Source organism: Kluyvera chengduensis, assembly GCF_044197065.1.
Taxonomy (GTDB): domain Bacteria; phylum Pseudomonadota; class Gammaproteobacteria; order Enterobacterales; family Enterobacteriaceae; genus Kluyvera; species Kluyvera ascorbata_C.
Genome location: NZ_JBIQOI010000001.1, coordinates 327,000 through 345,781, shown reverse-complemented (window position 1 = coordinate 345,781; position 18,782 = coordinate 327,000). Strand labels below are relative to the sequence as shown.

Below are 18,782 nucleotides of genomic sequence, written 5' to 3'. Positions count from 1 at the left end.
CCCGCATGAGGATTGAAAGCTATAATGCCGCCCGCTTTCACATCCGTGAAGCAGATCATTTGCCTGCTGCTGGGTCGCCTGTAGCAGGATTAATTAAGAGAGCTATCAATGTTTACTATTAACGCAGAAGTACGTAAAGAGCAGGGTAAGGGTGCGAGCCGCCGCCTGCGCGCAGCTAACAAGTTCCCAGCTATCATTTATGGTGGCGAAGCAGCTCCGATTGCTATCGAACTGGATCACGACAAGCTGTGGAACCTGCAGAACAACGCTGAATTTTACAGCGAAGTTCTGACCATCGTTGTTGATGGTAAAGAAGAAAAAGTTAAGGCTCAGGCGGTGCAGCGTCACCCGTTCAAGCCAAAACTGGCTCACATCGACTTCGTTCGCGCTTAATCGCCGACAAGTCTTCGTGACGAAAAAACGGCTCCTTACGGAGCCGTTTTTTTTTACTGCTTCGCCGCTTCCCGCACGACCGTCTCCTTCCCTGCTGCCGTTATTACCTCGTTATTCGCGCTGTCTGAAAGCGTAATACCGCTCACCTGCGCAAAGTTCCAGGCATGCTCCGTATTATCAAACGTGACGTGCGTAAACTGGCTGTCATGCAGGAAGGTGATTTTGCTCGCCTGCACGTTGCGGAACTTCACGTTACTGAACGCCAGGTTCTGATGATAGGCATCGCGCGGGAAGGTAATGCCGTATGCCGCCGTCATCTCCTGCACCGTCATGCCATCCACCAGAATGCTTTTCTTCGCCGCCGTCCCATCAACGGTGACGTTCTCAACGGTGACGTTGCGGAACTGCGCAGGCTCGGCGGCTGGGGTGGTGTCGTTAACGTCAGCGCTGTACTTGATGGTGAAGATAAACGGCTCTTTCGCCAGGTCTTTCATTGCATTATTGCGGAACAGCACCTCGCGCGCGCCGCCGCCGTAGTACGGGCGACTTTTCATTCGCAGACCGATATCGGTCAGATACATGACGTTATCTTCCGCTTTGATCTTCTCGATCCAGGCGCCGGTATGGCTGCCGGTCACTACCGCGCCGTGGCCTTTGCGGAAGTAGTTATTGAAGATCCACGCCCCGCTCTGCGGTTTCTGACTAAAGGTTTCGACGCCCTTGCCGTAGCCTGCGGCAAAGTTCATCCCGTCGTCGCCGGTATCAAAGAAGTTATTGAAGACAAGGGCATTCTGGCTGTTACCCAGCTCAATACCGTCGGCGTTATTGCCGTCAAAGGTCTTGTGGCTAAGCCCATTCAGCGCGATGTTTTCCGACTCCAGCACCATGATCCCGTGAAATGCCGGGTTGAGGATGGTCAGCCCTTCGATGTAGAGATTGCTGACGCCGCGCAACGTCATCAGACTGGAGCGGCGGTTTTTATACGCGCTGTCACGGTCCATTCCTTCAGATACCGCAAGCTCGGTCTGATGCTTTGCCAGAATACCGTCTTCGCCCACTTTTTTGGCATTGCTGGCGCGATACTGCGGCAGCGTATTACCGGCTTCATCAACGATAGACTCCGCCCCGCCGTGCTTCACCCCCCGCGTCCAGCCATTACCGTCGATGGTCCCTTTACCCACAATGCGAATATTGCGGAACGTCCCCGCGTGAGAGCTTCCCTTGTCGTCCGCTTCCAGGGCGTTAATCAACGACGGCGGGCGCTTCGGCAGCGGATTATCAGTATAGGGGTAAAGAAAATAGCCTTTGTTCATCGGGTATTGCGCCGGGTCGTCCGAGCCCAGCAGCGTCGCGTCTTCGGCAATCTCCAGCGTCATATCGCTGTGTAAGAACAGCGCGCCGGTTTTAAACACGCCGCCACGCACGCTGACCTTACAGCCTTGCGGATACTGCGCCAGCGAACAGCTATCAATCGCTTTTTGCAGCGCGGCGGTATCAAGCGTTGCCCCGTCGCCGACGGCACCTGCGGCTTTAGCGTCCACCACGTGCGGCACTTTGGTGGTGCGCAGGGAAATCGGCGCGCTATCGGCGGACTCGTTACCGTCCGAATAGACGGCGCGGACGGTAAACTGATAGTCGGTATCGGCTTTCAACCCATCGACGGTAAAGCTTCGTAGGGAGACCTTCTGCTGCCAATGGTCGTTATCCAGCGTCTGGTAGAAGTTATCGATATAAGGTTTAGCGGGGGAGAATGTGTCCTGATTGTCGCGCGCGCTGCCTAGCAACTCACCGCCGCGATAGACGTGATAGTCCACCACCTTGTCCGCCTCCAGAAGCGGTTTTTCCCACACCAGCACTACGCTGTCATCATCAACGGAGAGCACCGGCGACTGGACGTTTTGCGGTGCCGCTGACGCCTTCGCCTGAGCGGCTTCGCTATTGTCACAGCCGCTTAATGCGCCGCCCGCGAGTATCATTGTGGTGGCCAGCGCCAGTCGGGAGTGTCTGAAGGTATTGTGCATCTTGTTATTATTCCTCTCAGTGATTCGCGGCACCCAGCTGCCGCGTCCTTGAGCCCTCCTGTGTCAGGATGGCTCTCCATTTATAAAATCAAAATATTTTTGCATTTAAAATGAAACGTATTTTCATTTATTTCATTGAGTATTAACTGAGAGTCAGCTCAAGTTTTAACCGGGATGAAAAAACATCGATACCGAAAATGAGAGGAGCGTCACTCAAAACAGGCGGGGATACGGATAGACAAAGCCCGCTCGGGGATGAGCGGGCTTTAAGGTGGACGGCTTAGCTTTTTCCGGAGGTCCGGCGCTGTAGCTGGTCACGCAGGTTTGGCGGCGTGCCTTTAATGGTCAGCGTATCGGTCGCTGGGTCCCAGTAAATACGCTCCCCAAGCAGCATGGCATCGAAGTTAATGGTTAAGCCACCGCCGCTACCGGCAAACTTCGTCAGCTGGCGCAGCGTGCTGCGATCCGCCGGGAAGCTCTCTTCCAGCTCGTAGCCTTTTTCTGCGGTAAATTCGCTGAAGCTCACTTCGCTCACGCCAGACAGTTCTTTCGACAGCGATTCCAGCTCAATCTCTTCACCGGCTTGCAGCTGTTCGTTGCAGTAGGAGTAAACCTGCTGACGCACGTTCTGACGCTCGTTTTTGTCGAGCTGCGCTTCGGCGGCAAAGTCGTCCAGCGCCTGCAGCAGGCCACGGTTTTGTACCTTCGCGTTCAGGCCTTCGCTCGCGCCGAGGAAGTCCATGAAGAAATCAGCAACCTTGCGTCCGACGCGCCCTTTCAGGAAGGTCAGGTAGCGGGTCGATTCCGGGTTAGTCTCCCACTCGGTCAAATCGATACGCGCGACAATATCGGCATGGTTAATGTCGAGATAATGGGTCGCGCTGATATCCAGCTCTTCGTTGACGCGCATGCTGCTGAGGTTATTCAGCACCGCCACCAGCAGGTATTCCACCGCCAGGTAGCGATAGTGACAGAACAACACAATGCCGCCATCAGCAAACGGATATTTCGCCAGCTCGTCGCGCAGACGACCGGTGGCCGCACGGCTGAAGGCGAGGAAATCCTCTTCGCCCTGACGCTGTAGCTTTAACGCCTGCGCCAGTTCGCTCTCTTCGGTAAACAGGCCGTAGGCTTTGTTCTTCGCGCTGTACACCCGATGCAGCTCGGCCATCATTTCTTCAACCGGTGCAGTCGGCTCCAGCAGCGTGTCGCGCAGGACCACATCCAGGTTTTGCTCATCGCGTTTGATAAGCTGATGCAAAGCAATCTGGTCGATATCCAGACTCATGTTAAACTCTCCTTTAAGATCGGGTGTATTCAACCACCCCCGATGCGACAGTGCAACTCACACATTACCGCCCTCGCGGCAGCATAATGGCGAAAGGATAACGCGTTACGCTGAAAAAAAGCGGAAAAAATGCTGCTGCTACGGTAATATACTGCCCTTTAATGAATAGACAGATTTCGATTTATGCCACAACAATCCCGCTATAGTGATGAACACGTTGAAAAGCTGCTGAGCGAGCTCGCCAACGTGCTGGAAGAACATAAAGCCCCAACCGACCTTTCTTTGATGGTGCTGGGCAATATGGTAACCAACCTGATTAACAGCAGCGTGGCTCCGGCTCAACGCCAGGCTATCGCGCGTTCTTTTGCCCAGGCGCTTCAGTCTTCTATTAACAGCGATCCTGCGCACTAAGGGTACAAGCAACAGTTTATGGTGACTCATCGTCAGCCTTACCGAGAAAAAGTCTCCCAGATGGTTAGCTGGGGGCACTGGTTCGCCCTGTTCAACATGCTGTTGGCCATGGTGCTCGGTAGCCGCTATCTGTTTGTCGCCGACTGGCCGACGACGCTGACTGGACGCGTTTTCTCCTATATCAGCCTTGTCGGGCATTTCAGCTTTCTGGTGTTCTCCGCCTATCTGCTGATTCTGTTCCCGCTGACCTTTATCGTCATGTCCCAGCGCCTGATGCGCTTCCTGTCCGCCATTCTGGCGACGGCCGGCATGACGCTGCTGCTTATCGACAGCGAGGTCTTTACCCGCTTCCACCTGCACCTTAACCCGGTGGTGTGGGAGCTGGTTATCAACCCCGATCAAAATGAGACCGCGCGCGACTGGCAACTAATGTTTATCAGCGTGCCGGTTATTCTGCTGGTTGAGATGCTGTTTGCCACCTGGAGTTGGCAGAAGCTGCGTAGCCTGACGCGCCGCCGTCACTATGCTCGCCCGGTTGCCTGGTTCTTCTTTGCGTCGTTTATCGCTTCACACGTGATGTACATCTGGGCCGATGCGAACTTCTATCGTCCGATAACCATGCAGCGTGCCAACCTGCCGTTGTCGTATCCAATGACCGCTCGCCGCTTCCTTGAGAAGCACGGTCTGCTGGACGCGCAGGATTACCAGCGTCGTCTGGTAGAACAAGGCGACCCGGAAGCCGTGACCGTCCAGTATCCGCTCAGCGACCTGCGCTATCGGGATATGGGCGTCGGCAAAAACGTCCTGCTGATTACCGTAGATGGCCTGAACTACTCACGCTTCGAACAACAGATGCCGTCGCTGGCGCGCTTTGCGAGTGAGAACGTCAACTTTACGCAACATATGAGCGCGGGCAACACCGCCGATAACGGCATCTTTGGCCTGTTCTACGGCATTTCTCCGTCCTATATGGATGGCGTACTGTCGGCGCGCATTCCGGCAGCACTGATTAGCGCCCTCAACCAACAGGGCTATCAGCTGGGTCTGTTCTCTTCTGACGGCTTCACCAGTCCGATTTATCGTCAGGCGCTACTGTCAGATTTCTCACTGCCGCCGGGCAAATCGCAGAACGATGCCCAGACAGCAAGCCAGTGGACTAACTGGCTCAAAAACAATGCTCAGGACGAAAACCGCTGGTTCTCGTGGGTGTCGTTTAACGGAACCACTATCAACAACACACAGGCCAACGACCGTCAATATGCTCGTGCAGCAGCGGATGTAGATTCACAAATTGCCAAAGTACTGGACGCGCTGCGCGACTCCGGCAAGCTTGATGACACCGTGGTGATTATTACCGCCGGTCACGGTGTGCCGCTCAGTAGTCAGAACAGTACCTTTAACTGGTCACGCGCTCAGCTCCAGGTACCGCTGGTGATCCACTGGCCGGGAACCCCTGCTCAGCGCATCGACCTGCTGACCGATCATAAAGATATTATGACCACCCTGATGCAAAGACTGCTGCACGTCAGTACGCCAGCCAATGAATACTCACAGGGTCAGGATCTGTTCAGCGCCACGCGCCGCCATAACTGGGTAACGTCAGCAGATAACGAGACGCTGGCGATCACCACGCCGTCGATAACCGTCGTGCTCAGTCATAACGGTCACTATAAAACCTGGAACGCGGCTGGCGAGAAGGAACGGGATCAAAAAGCCCAGCTCAGTTTACTGCTGCAGGTGCTGACGGATGAAAAACGCTTTATCGCTAACTGATTGATTAATTTTAAATCAATTGATAAACCCTGACTTGCAATCGGGGATAAAAGCGGTACTATTTTTGTCATGCGTCGGCACGTAGCGCAGCCTGGTAGCGCACCGTCATGGGGTGTCGGGGGTCGGAGGTTCAAATCCTCTCGTGCCGACCAAAAATATTAATTAAAAGCAAGGTGCTGACCTTGTTTTTAATTCTCCAATAGGCTCACTTACACAAAAATCGCAGTATCAGATCCCCACCCTATATCCCCACGCGGCATTACCTGCATAAAGTGCGAATGACTATCGCTGTTCTTAATTCTTCCACGATTAAAGCCTATCTGAAGACTACATTCCCCCAATCTCTGGAATGCCATAAATACCACATTGGAATAAAACTACTAGCAATAAAAATAATTCAACCCTTTGTTAGTTAACATAAAAAATAAAAATAAAAAACCAGGGCATCTATTCTCTCAGCCGAATCCATTTAATAATTAATGCATCACATTGAACATTCTACCTTGATAGTTGATTGAATAACCTGTTGGCATTACACTGTCGGCCTGTTAAATTTCAGTACTTTTATAATGTTAAAGTTATTTAGCCGTTATGTCTCTGTAGGTGTACTGAACACAGCAATCCACTGGGTTTGCTTTGGTATCCTGTTTCATTTTATCGGCGCTTCGCAGGCTTTTTCGAACATTTCTGCGTTTTGCGTCGCCGTCACCTTCAGCTTCTTCGCAAATGCGAAATGGACCTTTAGCTCTCAGGCCACACTGGGACGCTATATTGCCTTCGTTCTCTTTATGGGTGTGATGGCAGGTGTAGTCGGCTATATCGCGGACAAGCTCACCATCCCCCCGCTGATTACTCTTGCTGTGTTCTCCGGGTTTAGTCTGGTAGCCGGCTTTATCTACTCAAAATTAATCGTATTCAAGAGTGCATAATGAAGATTTCACTGGTCGTTCCTGTTTTTAACGAAGAAGAAACCATTGGTATTTTCTATAAAACGGTGCGTGAGTATGCCGGGCTTAAGCCTTACGACGTTGAAATTATCTTTATCAATGATGGCAGTACCGATGCCACAGAGTCGATTGTTGAAGCGCTTGCCACGGCCGATCCGCTCGTCATTTCATTACCGTTAACCCGCAACTTTGGTAAAGAGCCAGCACTCTTCGCCGGATTAGATCACGCCAGCGGTGATGCTGTAATCCCCATTGACGTTGACCTTCAAGACCCGATAGAAGTCATTCCAGAGCTGATTGCGAAATGGCAGACCGGCGCCGACGTGGTGCTAGCCAAACGCATCGATCGCACTGTCGACGGACACCTGAAGCGAAAAACGGCCGAATGGTTCTACAAACTACATAACAAAATCAGCACGCCGCGTATCGAAGAGAACGTTGGTGATTTCCGTTTGATGAGCCGGGAAGTTGTGGAAAATATCAAGCAACTGCAGGAACGAAATCTCTTCATGAAAGGGATTCTCTCTTGGGTGGGCGGAAAAACTGAAGTGGTTTACTACTCACGCGCTGAACGCGTGGCTGGGCAAAGCAAATTCAACGGCTGGAAATTATGGAACCTAGCGCTGGAAGGCATCACCTCGTTTTCAACCTTCCCGCTAAGAGTCTGGACATACATCGGGTTAGCCGTTGCTTTACTCTCATTCACCTACGGATTCTGGATGATCATTGCCAAAATTGTCTGGGGTAACGAGGTTCACGGGTACCCTTCACTTATCGTATCCATTCTGTTTTTAGGCGGAGTACAGCTTATCGGCATCGGTGTCCTAGGTGAGTACATTGGCCGTATCTACATCGAAACCAAAAAACGCCCAAGATATATCGTTAAGAGTAACGCGAGTGAAAATCGCCGTGACTGCGGAAAGGAATAATTGATGCGTATAGCTATTAACTGGGCGACGATGTTTGTTGCCTTTATTGCCATATTTATCATCGAATGGTACACCCCACTCCACTCTGATGATTATGGTTACGCTATGATGGGTAACGCATTCGCAGCCCATCTGCAGCACTACCAAACCTGGAGCGGTCGCATAGTCGCAGACTATGTCAGTACTCTATTGCTGGCATCAGAGTCTCGTTTCATCATCTCGTCGATGACCGGCCTAATGATCGTTGCATTTTGTTATTTTATCGTCAAAACCCCCACGGGAACGCTGCGCTGGAAAAAACACGACACCTCTATCTTTGTACTGGTATTTCTCACGTTCTGGCTGGCTAACCCTAATATCGGACAGGTGGTTTTCTGGGTTGTAGGCAGCGCAAATTACCTGTGGACTAATCTGTTTGTCGTCGCTTGGATCTGGAACCTTTATCGCATTCAAACCCAGCGCGAAGAACATACCCAAATCGTCATGCTGATTTTAGGGCTACTTGCCGGGTGCTCTAATGAAAGTATCGCGCCATTTGTCGTTGGCCTTGCCGCCCTGGCAATCGTTCACGACCTCTGGCAATACAGAAAGCTCCAGCTCAATAAATGCCTCTATTTTGTCACCACGCTCGTGGGGGCAAGTATTCTGATTTTCTGTCCGGGGAACTATCAGCGAGCAAAAGGTGAGGAGTGGTACAACGCTTCCCTTTTTGAACAGGTGCTCATTCACCTCAAAGAACGCATGCCCGGCCATCTTGCGCTAATTTGGATAAGCTATGTAGTGCTAGCGCTGCTGGCGCTGATTCTGCTGCATGCACAGAAAAAAGGCTTCCGATTCAACAAATTCAATCTACGTCTTGTTATTTTTTCGATGCTCATCGGTATCGGCACGTCTTTTATCATGTTCGCTTCACCGTCCTACCCTGATCGGGTGGTCATGTCGACCTTCGTATTCTTCTTGTTTGCCATCTCATTCCTGGCGCGAGAACTGCTCAATACGTTGGATAAAAGCGTCTCCTGCGCCGTTGCTGCCATCAATGTCTTACTCGCAGGCGTCTTTATTTGGTCGTATACACTGATGTGTACTGCCTACATTCATGTCTATCAGCAAAATCTTGTCCGATTGGACATCATCAACACGCAGATAAAACAACATAAGCAAGAATTTGTGATCCCTGATTTCGTTTTCACGAAAATGCAGAATCGTGGCGGTGAGTTTGACTTCTGGCATCAAGACTCAACCTATGGCAATTACTTCGGCGTACAGAGCATTGCGCGTAAATCGACCGGAGTAGATTACTCGCTTATGGTCTCCAGCAAGCCACTGAAGCTTAATGAAAGGACCAATGCATGGTCCAACGGCAAGGGGACGCTGCTGCTCGTAGGTGCTGAGCCGTTAAGTGGATCGCTAAACATCTCTGTGGACGGTAAAGACATCAATGTTCCACTCAGCCAGTTTGAGGCCGTACAAATTAACGAAATGTACTGGTACCACACGCAAATTCCTGACGGCAACGTTACGGCGATATCACAACCGTAACCCATAACCTCCAGCGCCGTACGCGCTGGAGGTTAATTTATTTCCCGGCAATCACCCAGCGGCTGTCAAAATGCCCCTGATACTGGCGAATAACCTCCGGCTCATCGCGTATCACCAGTACGTTCTCTGAGTTTTCCGTTTCTGCTGATTTGGCAAAGTTAAATGACCCGGTCGCCAGCGTATCGCCATCAACAATCATCACCTTATCGTGCTGAATGTGATAGTGGCCGTCGATGCGAACGTCGATACCGTTTTCTTGCGCCCGGGCAATAGCCTTCTGGCTGACCTCTCCCTGATTTCGTCGCTTATCGATTACCGCCCTCACCTTCACGCCGCGTTTTTGGGCGCGAATCAGCGCGTCAACAATGTCTTTAGCCTGAAACGAGTAGGCCATCATATCAATGGAGCGCTGTGCGCCATCGATAGTATTCAGCACCAACCCACGGGCAGAACCTTCAGGTGAGAACCCAACCTGGATTGAGGCCTGTGCGACAGGGAGAACCCCCAGAAGTGCAGCTATAATAAGAAATCGTGCCATCATCATCATTACCCAGAACATCCGTACGCCACTCAGCGATCAAGGCAGTCTTAATCGCTATTTTTATTCATTAAAGCAACATTTAGAACTAGTCCTAATGCAAAATTCAGTAAAATACGATTACCATTGATGTCAGGAATGATATTCTCCTCTCGTTGCAAACTGATAAAAAGGATGAACAGTGAAAAACACACATAAACTTGCCGCATCGTTACTTGCCATCGCCTGCACCACCAGCTTCGCCTGGGCCGCAGAACAGCCGCTGGAAAAGGTTGCGCCTTTCCCGAAAGCGGAGAAAGGTATGACGCGTCAGGTGATTCAGTTGCCGGAACAGAAAGATGAGTCTGCCTTTAAGGTAGAGTTATTAATTGGCAAAACGCTGGAGGTTGATTGCAACCACCACCGCCTGGGCGGTGAACTGGAGAGCAAAACGCTGGAAGGCTGGGGCTACGATTACTATGTCGTTGAGAAAATCTCCGGCCCGGTGTCGACTATGATGGCCTGCCCTGACCAGAAGAAAACCAAGAAATTTGTCACTGCGTCACTGGGTGATGATGGCATGCTCCGTTACAACAGCAAGCTGCCGATCGTTATCTATGCGCCAGAGAACGTAGAAGTGAAATACCGTATCTGGGAAGCGCAGGAAACGGTACAAAGCGCCGTCGCGCGTTAATAAAAAACCCGGGGTCGCTTGCGCTCGCCCGGGCTACCAATTCGTAAAATCCCGGTCACTCCGGGATTTTTTCTTTGTCAGAGCGCGATATCCGCCATCTCTTTGGCTTCTATCGGTTTTGATGTCACCTGCACTGCCGGCGTAGGATCCGCTTCACGGGTCGCTTCATGGCGCAGCCCCAACACTTCACTGGTGTACGCCAGCGTTTTCTCAATCAGATGCGGGTTTTCGGTCAGCGTTGAGCCGTAGGTTGGAACCACGGCGCGGATTTTTTGCTGCCATTCAGCCGTCTGCATTTTGTCCTTGAAGACCTTCTCCATCAGCTCCAGCATGATAGGCGCAGCGGTTGATGCCCCCGGAGATGCCCCCAGCAGCGCGGCAACGGTACCTTCATCATCGCTGACCACTTCGGTGCCCAGACGCAATACGCCACCGATACGCGCATCACGTTTGATTATCTGCACGCGCTGGCCCGCCTGCCACAAACGCCAGTCCTGCTTTTTCGCCATCGGGTAGTAGGCACGCAGCGCCGCATGACGGTCTTTATCTTTCTGCAGTACCTGGCTTACCAGATATTTCACCAGATCAAAGTTATCCAGCCCAACGTTCAGCATTGGCAGAATGTTGGATTTGTTGGTGGATGCCAGCAGGTCCCACAGCGAACCGTTTTTCAGGAAACGTGTAGAGAAAGTAGCGAATGGCCCAAACAGCACCACGCGCTTGCCGTCGATAATACGGGTGTCGATGTGCGGAACGGACATCGGTGGTGCGCCCACGGAAGCCTGACCGTAAACTTTCGCCAGGTGATGGTTAACCACTTCAGGGTTTTCACATACCAGGAACTGGCCGCCAACCGGGAAGCCCGCGTACTCTTTAGCCTGAGGGATTTTGGTTTGCTGAAGCAGTTTCAGCGCCGCGCCGCCCGCACCGATAAAAATGAATTTCGCTTTGATGGTGCGTTTTTCGTGGCTACCGTTGGCATCAGAAACGGTGACATTCCAGCTGTTATCTGCGTTGCGGCGGAAACGGCGCACCACGGTGTTAAGCTGCAGCGAGAAACGATCGCGCTTTTTAAGGCCCTGAATGAGCTGACGAGTAATCTCGCCATAGTTCACGTCAGTGCCCGCTTCGGTACGAGTCGCCGCAATCTTCTGCTGCGGATCGCGTCCTTCCATCACCAGCGGCGCCCAGTCTTTAATCTGTTCGTGGTCTTCAGAGTAGCGCATGCCGTTAAACAGCGGGCTCTGTTGCAACGCACGGTAACGGGCGCGCAGGAAGTTGACGTTATCATCGCCCCACACAAAGCTCATGTGCGGCACGGTGTTAATAAAGCTTTTCGGCTGCGTCAGTACGCCGCGCGTGACCTGATGCGCCCAGAACTGACGGGAAATCTGGAAGGCTTCGTTAATATCAATCGCTTTTTCGATGCTGACGGAGCCATCAGCTTTCTGCGGGGTATAGTTGAGTTCCATCAGCGCCGAGTGCCCGGTGCCTGCGTTGTTCCAGCCGTTTGAGCTCTCTTCGGCTACGCTTTCCATTTGCTCAACCATGGTAATCGACCAGTCTGGTTCCAGCTCCTGCAGCCACGTACCCAGCGTAGCGCTCATAATGCCGCCACCGATCAGCAATACATCTGTCTCATGAACCACACGAGTCTTCGCCTTAGTCGCCACAGAAACCTTCTCGGTACCCGATTTCTGTGAGTTGGGTACAGCTATCTTTTTTTTCATCGTAGGGGGCCTTACTTGACTTGCGATTTGTTACATGCAGGTAAAAACATCCGTGCGGTTACGTTACCACCCAGGAAGATAAAATTAAATATTGTTTAAAATTTAAGTTGAGTTTTGAGATCTGTTATTAAAATGTTTAATAAATGTGTACAGAAAATGAGATTTGGTACTAGTAGAATGTGACGTAAAGCGGTATTATTCTCCCCTTTGTGATGGTACGCACGGAAGCTGGGGATTATAGAAAACCCGCCATCGATAACCTGTGAATACCCTATGTCCAACGCTTCTCCCTCTCCTCTTTCTGGCTCCCTGTTCTCCGTCCTGACATCACCTTCGATGTTAACGCGTGAGATACTGGCTGGCGTGATTACCGCGCTGGCGCTGATCCCTGAAGTTATCTCGTTTTCCGTTATTGCAGGCGTTGACCCGAAAGTCAGTTTGATCGCCTCCGTGGTGCTATGCCTGTCGATGTCGTTTCTCGGCGGCCGCCCGGCTATGGTCACCGCCGCTGCGGGTTCCGTCGCGCTGGTTATCGGGCCGATGGTACATCAGCACGGCGTAGCCTACATCCTGCCCGCCGTGGTGATGGCCGGGATTATTCAGATTTTATTTGCTGCCTGCGGCATGGCAAAGCTGATGCGCTTTATCCCGCAGTCGGTGATGACCGGGTTTGTAAACGCGCTGGGCATTCTGATTTTCTTCGCCCAGGTTCCGCATTTCTGGAGCCGTAGTCCGCTGATTGTCGCGCTGTTTGCCGCCACCATTCTCATCGTGCTGTGGCTTCCTCGCGTGATGAAAAGTATTCCATCGCCGCTTATCGCCGTCGTGCTGTTAACGCTCTACACCGCCACCAGCGGGCAAATTTTACCGACCGTCGGTGATGAAGGCTCGATGAGCGGCGGTCTGCCGGGTCTGACGCAACTGCTGGTGCCGCTGAATATTGAAACGCTGCAAATCATTTGGCCGTGCGCGCTGAGCATTGCTTTTGTCGGGCTGATGGAATCGTTGCTGACCGCTAAGCTGGTCGACGATCTGACCGTCACGCCATCTAATAAAACGCGTGAAAGCGCAGGGCTTGGCATCGCCAATATTCTGGCGGGCTGCTACGGCGGTATTGCCGGATGCGCGATGATTGGTCAAACCATCGTGAACGTGGAGATGGGGAAAGGACGCAGCCGGGTATCAACGGTCGCGGCAGCGCTGGTGTTGCTGCTGCTGGTCACCGCATTAAGCGAAGTGATGGCGAAAATCCCGATGTCGGTGCTGGCAGGCATTATGGTGATTGTCGCCTTCAAAACCTTTAGCTGGCACAGCCTGCAACCCGGCACGCTTAAACGTACGCCGTGGCCGGAAACGCTGATGATGCTGGTCACCGTCGGCGCGACGGTCAGTACCGGTAATCTGGCGATTGGCGTACTGGCGGGCATTATCATGATGGTCATTGTGCCTGCCCGCCTGAAGCACCGCGCAAAGCTTAAAGCAGAAACACGGTCGCCAACCCCAGAAAAATAAAGAAACCGCCGGTATCGGTGATGGCGGTGATCATGACGCTGGATCCGACCGCCGGGTCATGCCCTAGTTTTACCATGATCATCGGGATCAGTACCCCCATCACCGAAGCCACCAGCAGGTTCAGGATCATCGCCAGCGTCATGACGGCCCCCAGATGCGGGTCGTCATACAGCAGCCAGGTCACCGTGCCCATAATCCCGCCCCAGACGATGCCGTTAATCAGCGCCACGCCCATTTCACGCACAATTAAAAACGAGAAGTTACCCGGCTGAATTTTCTGTAGCGCCAGCGCGCGCACAATCATGGTAATCGTCTGGTTACCGGTATTCCCGCCAATGCCCGCCACGATAGGCATCAGCGAAGCCAGCGCCACCAGTTGAGAGATGGTGTGTTCAAAACCGTCAATGACGCGGGAGGCGATAAACGCGGTACAGAGGTTGATAGCCAGCCACGCCCAGCGCGTTTTAACCGCTTTGGTCACTGGCGCAAACACGTCTTCTTCGCTGCTCAGGCCGCCCATGCGACGTAAATCACTGTCGGTCTCTTCGTAGACCACATCCACAATTTCATCGATAGTCAAACGCCCCATCAGCTTGCCGTCAGCATCAATGACCGCGGCACTGATAAGGTCGTCACGTTCAAAGGTACGCGCCACGCTTTCCGACTTTTCTTCCGGATGGAAGGCGACCGGATCGGCCTCCATCACTTCATGCACGTAGCGTTCCGCCGGGTTCAGCAGAATGGTTTTAAGCTCCAGTTCGCCAATCAGAGTCTGGTCTCGCTTCACCACAAAAAGCTTATCGGTGTTCTCAGGCATCTTGCCCAACCGGCGTAAGAAGCGTTGTACCGATGCCAGCGTGACGTCCGGGCGAATGGTAATCACCTCGAACTCCATGATGGACCCCACCTGCTCGTGGGCATAGTTCATCACCTGGCGTACGCGCGCGCGCTCAGTCGGGTCCATCGAGGCGAGCAGGCGGCCAGTCAGGTCACGCGGCAGATGCTGCACCATGTAAATCTGTTCGTCGATGTCTAGCGTTTGCAGTGCATCGAGCAACGCCCGGTCGCTCATATCTTCAATGAGGTCATCCCAGACGTTCTCCGATACTTCGAGCAATACTTTCCCGCGGCGAGTGTCTTCAACCAAATTCCACAGGGCGTGACGCTCTTCTGACGGCAACGCTTCAAGGGTATCGGCAAGATCCGGCGGCGGCAGGTGCGCTACCAACGCGCCCACTTCCGCCAGGTCGTCCTCAAGCGTGCCTTCATCGTACTGCTCGGCCAGCGTCAGTTTGCCCAGCAGCGCAGAGGTGACTGCCTTATCGGTTGTCAGCAGCCAGATCAGGCGCTGACGTTCTTCGTCACGCACGCGGGCGCTGTTCTTCTTCAACAGAGACATGAATAATCCTTATTCGGGAAAGTTCGCCCAACCGAATAGTCAGGCGAATTAAGCATAGCGCGGAGAAATATAAAAAAAATTAAACGAGCCGCTCGTACGCTGAAAAAATCAGCAGAGCGGCTAAAAAAAATCAGGCAGTACGCGCCACCGCGTCGCGGGAAGCCCGTTCGCGTTCTTCCCCAACCAGTTCACTTAACTGGCCGTTACGCATCTCCAGCAGGCGATCCGCATGGGTGAAGTAGTGATCATCATGGCTGATGGCGAAAATCGTTTTGCCCATTTGCTGCATCAACGGCAGCAGTACCTGATAAAACTCACGGCGGAAGTGAGGGTCCTGATCGGCCGCCCACTCATCGAGCATGATGATATCGCGCTCTTCCGCCAGCGCCAGCAATAGCGCCACGCGTTTTTTCTGCCCTTTTGACAGCTTCAGGTCGAGGATACGGCCATCTTCAAGTTTCACCTTGTGGCTCATTTGCAGTTGCTCAAGCCATTTCTCAACCAGCTCCGGCTTCGCCTGTTTACCTTCCGGCCCCAGCAGGTGCTCGAACAGCCAGACGTCGGTAAACACCGCAGAGAACAGCTTGCGATAGTCTTCCGGTTTATCCGCCGCCAGCGGCTGGCCATCCAGCAAAATCTGCCCGGAAATCGGCTGATAAAGACCGGTCAACAGCATCGCCAGCGTCGATTTACCGCTGCCGTTACCGCCAATCAGAAAGACCATTTCACCGCGTTTCAGCGTCAGGTTTAATGGGCCGACCGCGAAGGTGTTGTCTTCATAGTGGAAGGTCACATCGCGCAGTTCCAGCGTCTGCCAGTTCGGGTGCGCCGTTGGTTGTGGGAACGGCTCGCGGAACGGCGCCAGCGAGAATTTATTCAGCTTGTTGAAGGCCACCTGAGCGCTCAGAAGCGTAGGCAGCGCCCCTACCGCCGACAGTAGCGGCGTGCGCAGGAACAGCAGCGTCAGTGAATAGGTTGCCGCCACGTTGGTGTCGGCCCAGCCCAGGCCGTTTGCCATCCAGAACACCAGGCCGATAGCGCCCAGCATCATGATATTTGACCAGTTCACGGCGCTCAGGTGGAAGGTATCGGCACGAATAATATGGTGACGATAGGCTTTGGCGTCCGGCGTGAACTGTTGTTCAAAGACGTACTGCGCGCGCTCGCGGTTGAGCGTCAGCTCTTTGCGCCCTTCCAGCACCGTCTGGTAGTCGTTATAAAGGCTATCTTCGGTTTCACGCAGCGTCGCCATGTGTTTGTACACGCGCGCCACCAGCATAAAGCCGCCCCAAATGGTCAACGCCATCCACAGCGCGGTAATCAGCAGCATTTTGGTCGACAGCATCGCCAGATAGGCGGCGGAACCCACGGTCAGGATAATGCCCTGAACCAGCTCAGGCAGGCGCACAAAGGCAATGGTGATGGCTCGAATGTCGCTGGTCAGGCCCGCCAGCAGCGATGCGCTGCCGAGCTTTTCCACGCGTTCAACCTGGGTGTCGAGAATACGTTTGATAAATTCACGGCGCAGGCGATAGACAAAGTGGTGCCCCAGCGTGGTCAGCGCCAGCTGAGAGCCCAGCGTGACGGCCATCAGCAGCAGCAACAGTCCGAGAAATTCCGGCAGCACCGCCACCGTGGTGTCGACCATTTCAATCAGACGTACGTTAATAAAGGCAATAAGTCCAATACCGAGCGCGGCGCTCAGCAGGCTCAGGGCGATAACGCCAATGAAGGGCCAGCGGTACTGGCGCCAGACGAGTAAAAGAAGTTCCATAACAGCAACCAGGGCAAGAAAAACAGCCAGCAGTGTAAACTGCTGAGCAACGACATCAAGAATAATTCTTATTTTTATTTGTCATTATGCGGCATGGCGGAAAGTAAGGTTATAGCGCCAGGCACCTACCTGCGGATGGCTGCCCGCTTTAAGCGGTAAAATGGCATGATAAAACAGCCGGGACTCCCCGCCCCACACCACCACGTCGCCATGTTCCAGCCAGACACGCTGTAAGGGGTCGCTGCGGTGTAGCCCACCGAACTGGAAGGTAGCCGGTAATCCCAGCGAGACGGAAACAATCGGGGCATCCAGCCGTGCTTCGTCTTTATCCTGATGCAGCGACAGCTTTGCACCGGGCTGATAGCGATTGATAAGACAGGCGTCGGGGGTGAATTCCGGGTAGCCGGCCTGGCTTGCCGCCGTCTTCGCTAGCGTCAGAAAAACTTCCGGAATAGCCGGCCAGGGCTGCCCGGTCAGCGGGTCGATGGCTGCATAACAGTAGCCACGGTTGTCCGTGCTCCAGCCAAGCGGCCCGCAGTTGGTCATCGCCACTGACATGGTGTACCCGCCCGGCGTCACCATATGGCGAAACGGCGAGACGGTGGCGACCTGCGCAATCCCGGCCAGCAACGCATCGCTGCTTTCCCGCGCCAGACGGCGCAGGACCACGGCTCCTGGGGCAAGCGGCTCTGACCATGGCGCTTCATCAGCAAACAGATCCAGCATCAGCGCTCCTGTTCTTTTTCACGCGCTAACAGCGCAGCCTTACGCGCCACGCCCCAGCGATAACCAGACAGGCTACCGTCACCGCACACCACACGGTGGCACGGTATCAAAATCGCCAGACGATTTGCCGCACATGCGCCAGCAACGGCCCGCACCGCTTTCGGGTTGCCGATGTCATCAGCGATTTGCTGATAGCTGCGGGTTTCACCGGATGGGATTTTACGCAGCGCCTGCCAGACCTGCTGCTGGAAGGCCGTACCGCGAATATCCAGCGGCAGCGTGAGCGGCGCTGCTTGCTGATTCAGGCTCACCATAACGGCCTGAATTTGCTCACTGAGCTCAACAGCCGCAGGCATACAATGGGCGGACGGGAAGCTTTGCTGCAGTTCAGCCACGAGCGTCTCATGCTCATCTCCCAGCAACACCGCACAGATCCCCCTCTCGCTCAGCGCCACCAGACAGTGGCCGAGCTCGCAGCGCCCAACCGCGTAGTCAACGCGGGTAGATTTTCCGCCCTGGCGGTAGGCGCGAGCCGTCATGCCCAGTACCTCGTCGGCCTGTCGATAGTAGCTGCTGCTACTGGGAAACCCGGCCCCCAGAACGGCCTGAGTGACGGATTCACCCTCGCTTAAGGCATCACGAAGGCGACGCGCACGCCACGCCTGCTGCCAGGCTTTTGGCGTGACGCCGGTGACAGATTTAAACAGGCGATGAAAATGATACGGACTGACCGCCACCGCTTCCGCCAGGGTCTCCAGCGTAACGGGATTATCCTGTTCGAGCAGGCGACAGGCCTTGGCGACTTTATCGATTTTCTGCTGTTCTGGGGAAAGGTTATCAGGCTGGCAACGCTTACAGGGGCGATACCCGGCTGCCTGCGCGGCTTCGGCATCAGGATAAAAGCGGACATTCTGGCGTAGCGCATGGCGGGCACGACAGGACGGGCGACAGAAAATGCCGGTGGTCTGCACGGCAAAAACAAATTGACCGTCAGCGTTTGCATCGCGATTTGTCACCGCCAGCCAGCGGTCGTCATCGGTATGTAGAGTTTGAGATGTCATAACGGGCTCCTCCTTCTAGTGTAACCGTCACTGTGACCAAAAGGAGGAATTAAAAAACCCGCAATCTT

Annotated in this window: 16 protein-coding genes and 1 tRNA gene; 9 read left to right on the top strand and 8 right to left on the bottom strand. The window is 53.6% G+C overall.

Translation table 11 applies throughout. The annotated features are described in order from the left end of the window. Positions 1–108: 108 nt before the first annotated feature. Positions 109–393, top strand: a complete 285-nt coding sequence (rplY, locus tag ACH1XZ_RS01570; protein WP_395594055.1) for a 50S ribosomal protein L25 — start codon at positions 109–111, stop codon at positions 391–393. Between the two features lie 53 nt (positions 394–446). Here the strand turns inward: rplY and ACH1XZ_RS01565 are convergent, their stop codons facing one another. Together ACH1XZ_RS01565 and yejK are read right to left on the bottom strand one after the other, a co-directional pair. Next, the gene (locus ACH1XZ_RS01565; RefSeq protein WP_395594054.1) at positions 447–2,414 is read right to left on the bottom strand and encodes a glycosyl hydrolase family 28 protein; all 1,968 of its coding nucleotides are present in this window, start codon (positions 2,412–2,414) and stop codon (positions 447–449) included. Between the two features lie 280 nt (positions 2,415–2,694). Next, positions 2,695–3,702 carry a nucleoid-associated protein YejK gene (gene yejK / locus ACH1XZ_RS01560; protein ID WP_035892652.1) on the bottom strand — a complete coding sequence of 336 codons (1,008 nt, stop codon included), beginning with the start codon at positions 3,700–3,702 and terminating at the stop codon, positions 2,695–2,697. Positions 3,703–3,885: 183 nt separating this feature from the next. On the opposite strand from yejK, the gene ACH1XZ_RS01555 reads away from it, so the two are divergent. From ACH1XZ_RS01555 to ACH1XZ_RS01530, 6 genes are all read left to right on the top strand, one after another. Next, a complete protein-coding gene (locus ACH1XZ_RS01555; RefSeq protein WP_035892650.1) occupies positions 3,886–4,113 on the top strand; it encodes a YejL family protein in 228 nt (75 codons plus the stop codon). A gap of 18 nt (positions 4,114–4,131) precedes the next feature. Then, complete coding sequence (gene yejM, locus ACH1XZ_RS01550; protein WP_395594053.1) at positions 4,132–5,886, top strand: LPS biosynthesis-modulating metalloenzyme YejM; 1,755 nt, start codon at positions 4,132–4,134, stop codon at positions 5,884–5,886. 75 nt (positions 5,887–5,961) lie between these two features. Further along, positions 5,962–6,038, top strand: a tRNA-Pro gene (locus ACH1XZ_RS01545). A gap of 417 nt (positions 6,039–6,455) precedes the next feature. Further along, positions 6,456–6,815 (top strand): GtrA family protein, encoded by a 360-nt coding sequence (locus ACH1XZ_RS01540; RefSeq protein WP_395594052.1) that lies wholly within the window; start codon positions 6,456–6,458, stop codon positions 6,813–6,815. Further along, a complete protein-coding gene (locus ACH1XZ_RS01535) occupies positions 6,815–7,762 on the top strand; it encodes a glycosyltransferase family 2 protein (protein WP_395594051.1) in 948 nt (315 codons plus the stop codon). Before ACH1XZ_RS01540 ends, ACH1XZ_RS01535 begins: the two co-directional genes overlap by 1 nt. 3 nt (positions 7,763–7,765) lie before the next feature. Next, the gene (locus ACH1XZ_RS01530; RefSeq protein WP_395594050.1) at positions 7,766–9,301 is read left to right on the top strand and encodes a DUF6056 family protein; all 1,536 of its coding nucleotides are present in this window, start codon (positions 7,766–7,768) and stop codon (positions 9,299–9,301) included. Between the two features lie 37 nt (positions 9,302–9,338). Here the strand turns inward: ACH1XZ_RS01530 and ACH1XZ_RS01525 are convergent, their stop codons facing one another. Next, positions 9,339–9,848, bottom strand: coding sequence for a phospholipase D family nuclease (locus ACH1XZ_RS01525; RefSeq protein ID WP_395594672.1), 510 nt, complete (start codon positions 9,846–9,848; stop codon positions 9,339–9,341). 172 nt (positions 9,849–10,020) lie between these two features. Between ACH1XZ_RS01525 and eco the strand changes: the two genes are divergently transcribed. Continuing rightward, entirely contained in the window at positions 10,021–10,512 is a 492-nt protein-coding gene (eco, locus tag ACH1XZ_RS01520; RefSeq protein WP_395594049.1) for a serine protease inhibitor ecotin, read from the top strand. Positions 10,513–10,589: 77 nt separating this feature from the next. Here eco and mqo read toward each other — a convergent pair whose 3' ends face one another. After that, positions 10,590–12,242 carry a malate dehydrogenase (quinone) gene (mqo, locus tag ACH1XZ_RS01515; RefSeq protein WP_395594048.1) on the bottom strand — a complete coding sequence of 551 codons (1,653 nt, stop codon included), beginning with the start codon at positions 12,240–12,242 and terminating at the stop codon, positions 10,590–10,592. Positions 12,243–12,515: 273 nt separating this feature from the next. Between mqo and ACH1XZ_RS01510 the strand changes: the two genes are divergently transcribed. Continuing rightward, entirely contained in the window at positions 12,516–13,754 is a 1,239-nt protein-coding gene (locus ACH1XZ_RS01510; protein WP_395594047.1) for a SulP family inorganic anion transporter, read from the top strand. On the opposite strand, the gene mgtE is transcribed toward ACH1XZ_RS01510, so the two are convergent. The 4 genes from mgtE to ada all read right to left on the bottom strand — a co-directional run bounded on the left by mgtE (position 13,717) and on the right by ada (position 18,714). Further along, positions 13,717–15,153 (bottom strand): magnesium transporter, encoded by a 1,437-nt coding sequence (gene mgtE, locus ACH1XZ_RS01505; protein WP_395594046.1) that lies wholly within the window; start codon positions 15,151–15,153, stop codon positions 13,717–13,719. The genes ACH1XZ_RS01510 and mgtE overlap by 38 nt on opposite strands. A gap of 130 nt (positions 15,154–15,283) precedes the next feature. Next, the gene (locus ACH1XZ_RS01500; RefSeq protein ID WP_395594045.1) at positions 15,284–16,927 is read right to left on the bottom strand and encodes a multidrug ABC transporter permease/ATP-binding protein; all 1,644 of its coding nucleotides are present in this window, start codon (positions 16,925–16,927) and stop codon (positions 15,284–15,286) included. Positions 16,928–17,011: 84 nt separating this feature from the next. Continuing rightward, positions 17,012–17,653: a DNA oxidative demethylase AlkB gene (alkB, locus tag ACH1XZ_RS01495; protein WP_395594044.1), complete on the bottom strand. Its 642-nt coding sequence runs from the start codon at positions 17,651–17,653 to the stop codon at positions 17,012–17,014. Further along, entirely contained in the window at positions 17,653–18,714 is a 1,062-nt protein-coding gene (gene ada / locus ACH1XZ_RS01490) for a bifunctional DNA-binding transcriptional regulator/O6-methylguanine-DNA methyltransferase Ada (protein ID WP_395594043.1), read from the bottom strand. The genes alkB and ada overlap by 1 nt, the downstream gene beginning before the upstream one ends. Between the last annotated feature and the right edge of the window lie 68 nt (positions 18,715–18,782).

What these genes read in the sequence shown, in the direction of transcription:
- rplY (WP_395594055.1), top strand. Translation starts at nt 109, where the DNA reads ATGTTTACTATTAACGCAGAAGTACGTAAAGAGCAGGGTAAGGGTGCG.
- ACH1XZ_RS01565 (WP_395594054.1), bottom strand. Translation starts at nt 2,414, where the DNA reads ATGCACAATACCTTCAGACACTCCCGACTGGCGCTGGCCACCACAATG.
- yejK (WP_035892652.1), bottom strand. Translation starts at nt 3,702, where the DNA reads ATGAGTCTGGATATCGACCAGATTGCTTTGCATCAGCTTATCAAACGC.
- ACH1XZ_RS01555 (WP_035892650.1), top strand. Translation starts at nt 3,886, where the DNA reads ATGCCACAACAATCCCGCTATAGTGATGAACACGTTGAAAAGCTGCTG.
- yejM (WP_395594053.1), top strand. Translation starts at nt 4,132, where the DNA reads ATGGTGACTCATCGTCAGCCTTACCGAGAAAAAGTCTCCCAGATGGTT.
- ACH1XZ_RS01540 (WP_395594052.1), top strand. Translation starts at nt 6,456, where the DNA reads ATGTTAAAGTTATTTAGCCGTTATGTCTCTGTAGGTGTACTGAACACA.
- ACH1XZ_RS01535 (WP_395594051.1), top strand. Translation starts at nt 6,815, where the DNA reads ATGAAGATTTCACTGGTCGTTCCTGTTTTTAACGAAGAAGAAACCATT.
- ACH1XZ_RS01530 (WP_395594050.1), top strand. Translation starts at nt 7,766, where the DNA reads ATGCGTATAGCTATTAACTGGGCGACGATGTTTGTTGCCTTTATTGCC.
- ACH1XZ_RS01525 (WP_395594672.1), bottom strand. Translation starts at nt 9,848, where the DNA reads ATGATGATGATGGCACGATTTCTTATTATAGCTGCACTTCTGGGGGTT.
- mqo (WP_395594048.1), bottom strand. Translation starts at nt 12,242, where the DNA reads ATGAAAAAAAAGATAGCTGTACCCAACTCACAGAAATCGGGTACCGAG.
- ACH1XZ_RS01510 (WP_395594047.1), top strand. Translation starts at nt 12,516, where the DNA reads ATGTCCAACGCTTCTCCCTCTCCTCTTTCTGGCTCCCTGTTCTCCGTC.
- mgtE (WP_395594046.1), bottom strand. Translation starts at nt 15,153, where the DNA reads ATGTCTCTGTTGAAGAAGAACAGCGCCCGCGTGCGTGACGAAGAACGT.
- ACH1XZ_RS01500 (WP_395594045.1), bottom strand. Translation starts at nt 16,927, where the DNA reads ATGGAACTTCTTTTACTCGTCTGGCGCCAGTACCGCTGGCCCTTCATT.
- alkB (WP_395594044.1), bottom strand. Translation starts at nt 17,653, where the DNA reads ATGCTGGATCTGTTTGCTGATGAAGCGCCATGGTCAGAGCCGCTTGCC.
- ada (WP_395594043.1), bottom strand. Translation starts at nt 18,714, where the DNA reads ATGACATCTCAAACTCTACATACCGATGACGACCGCTGGCTGGCGGTG.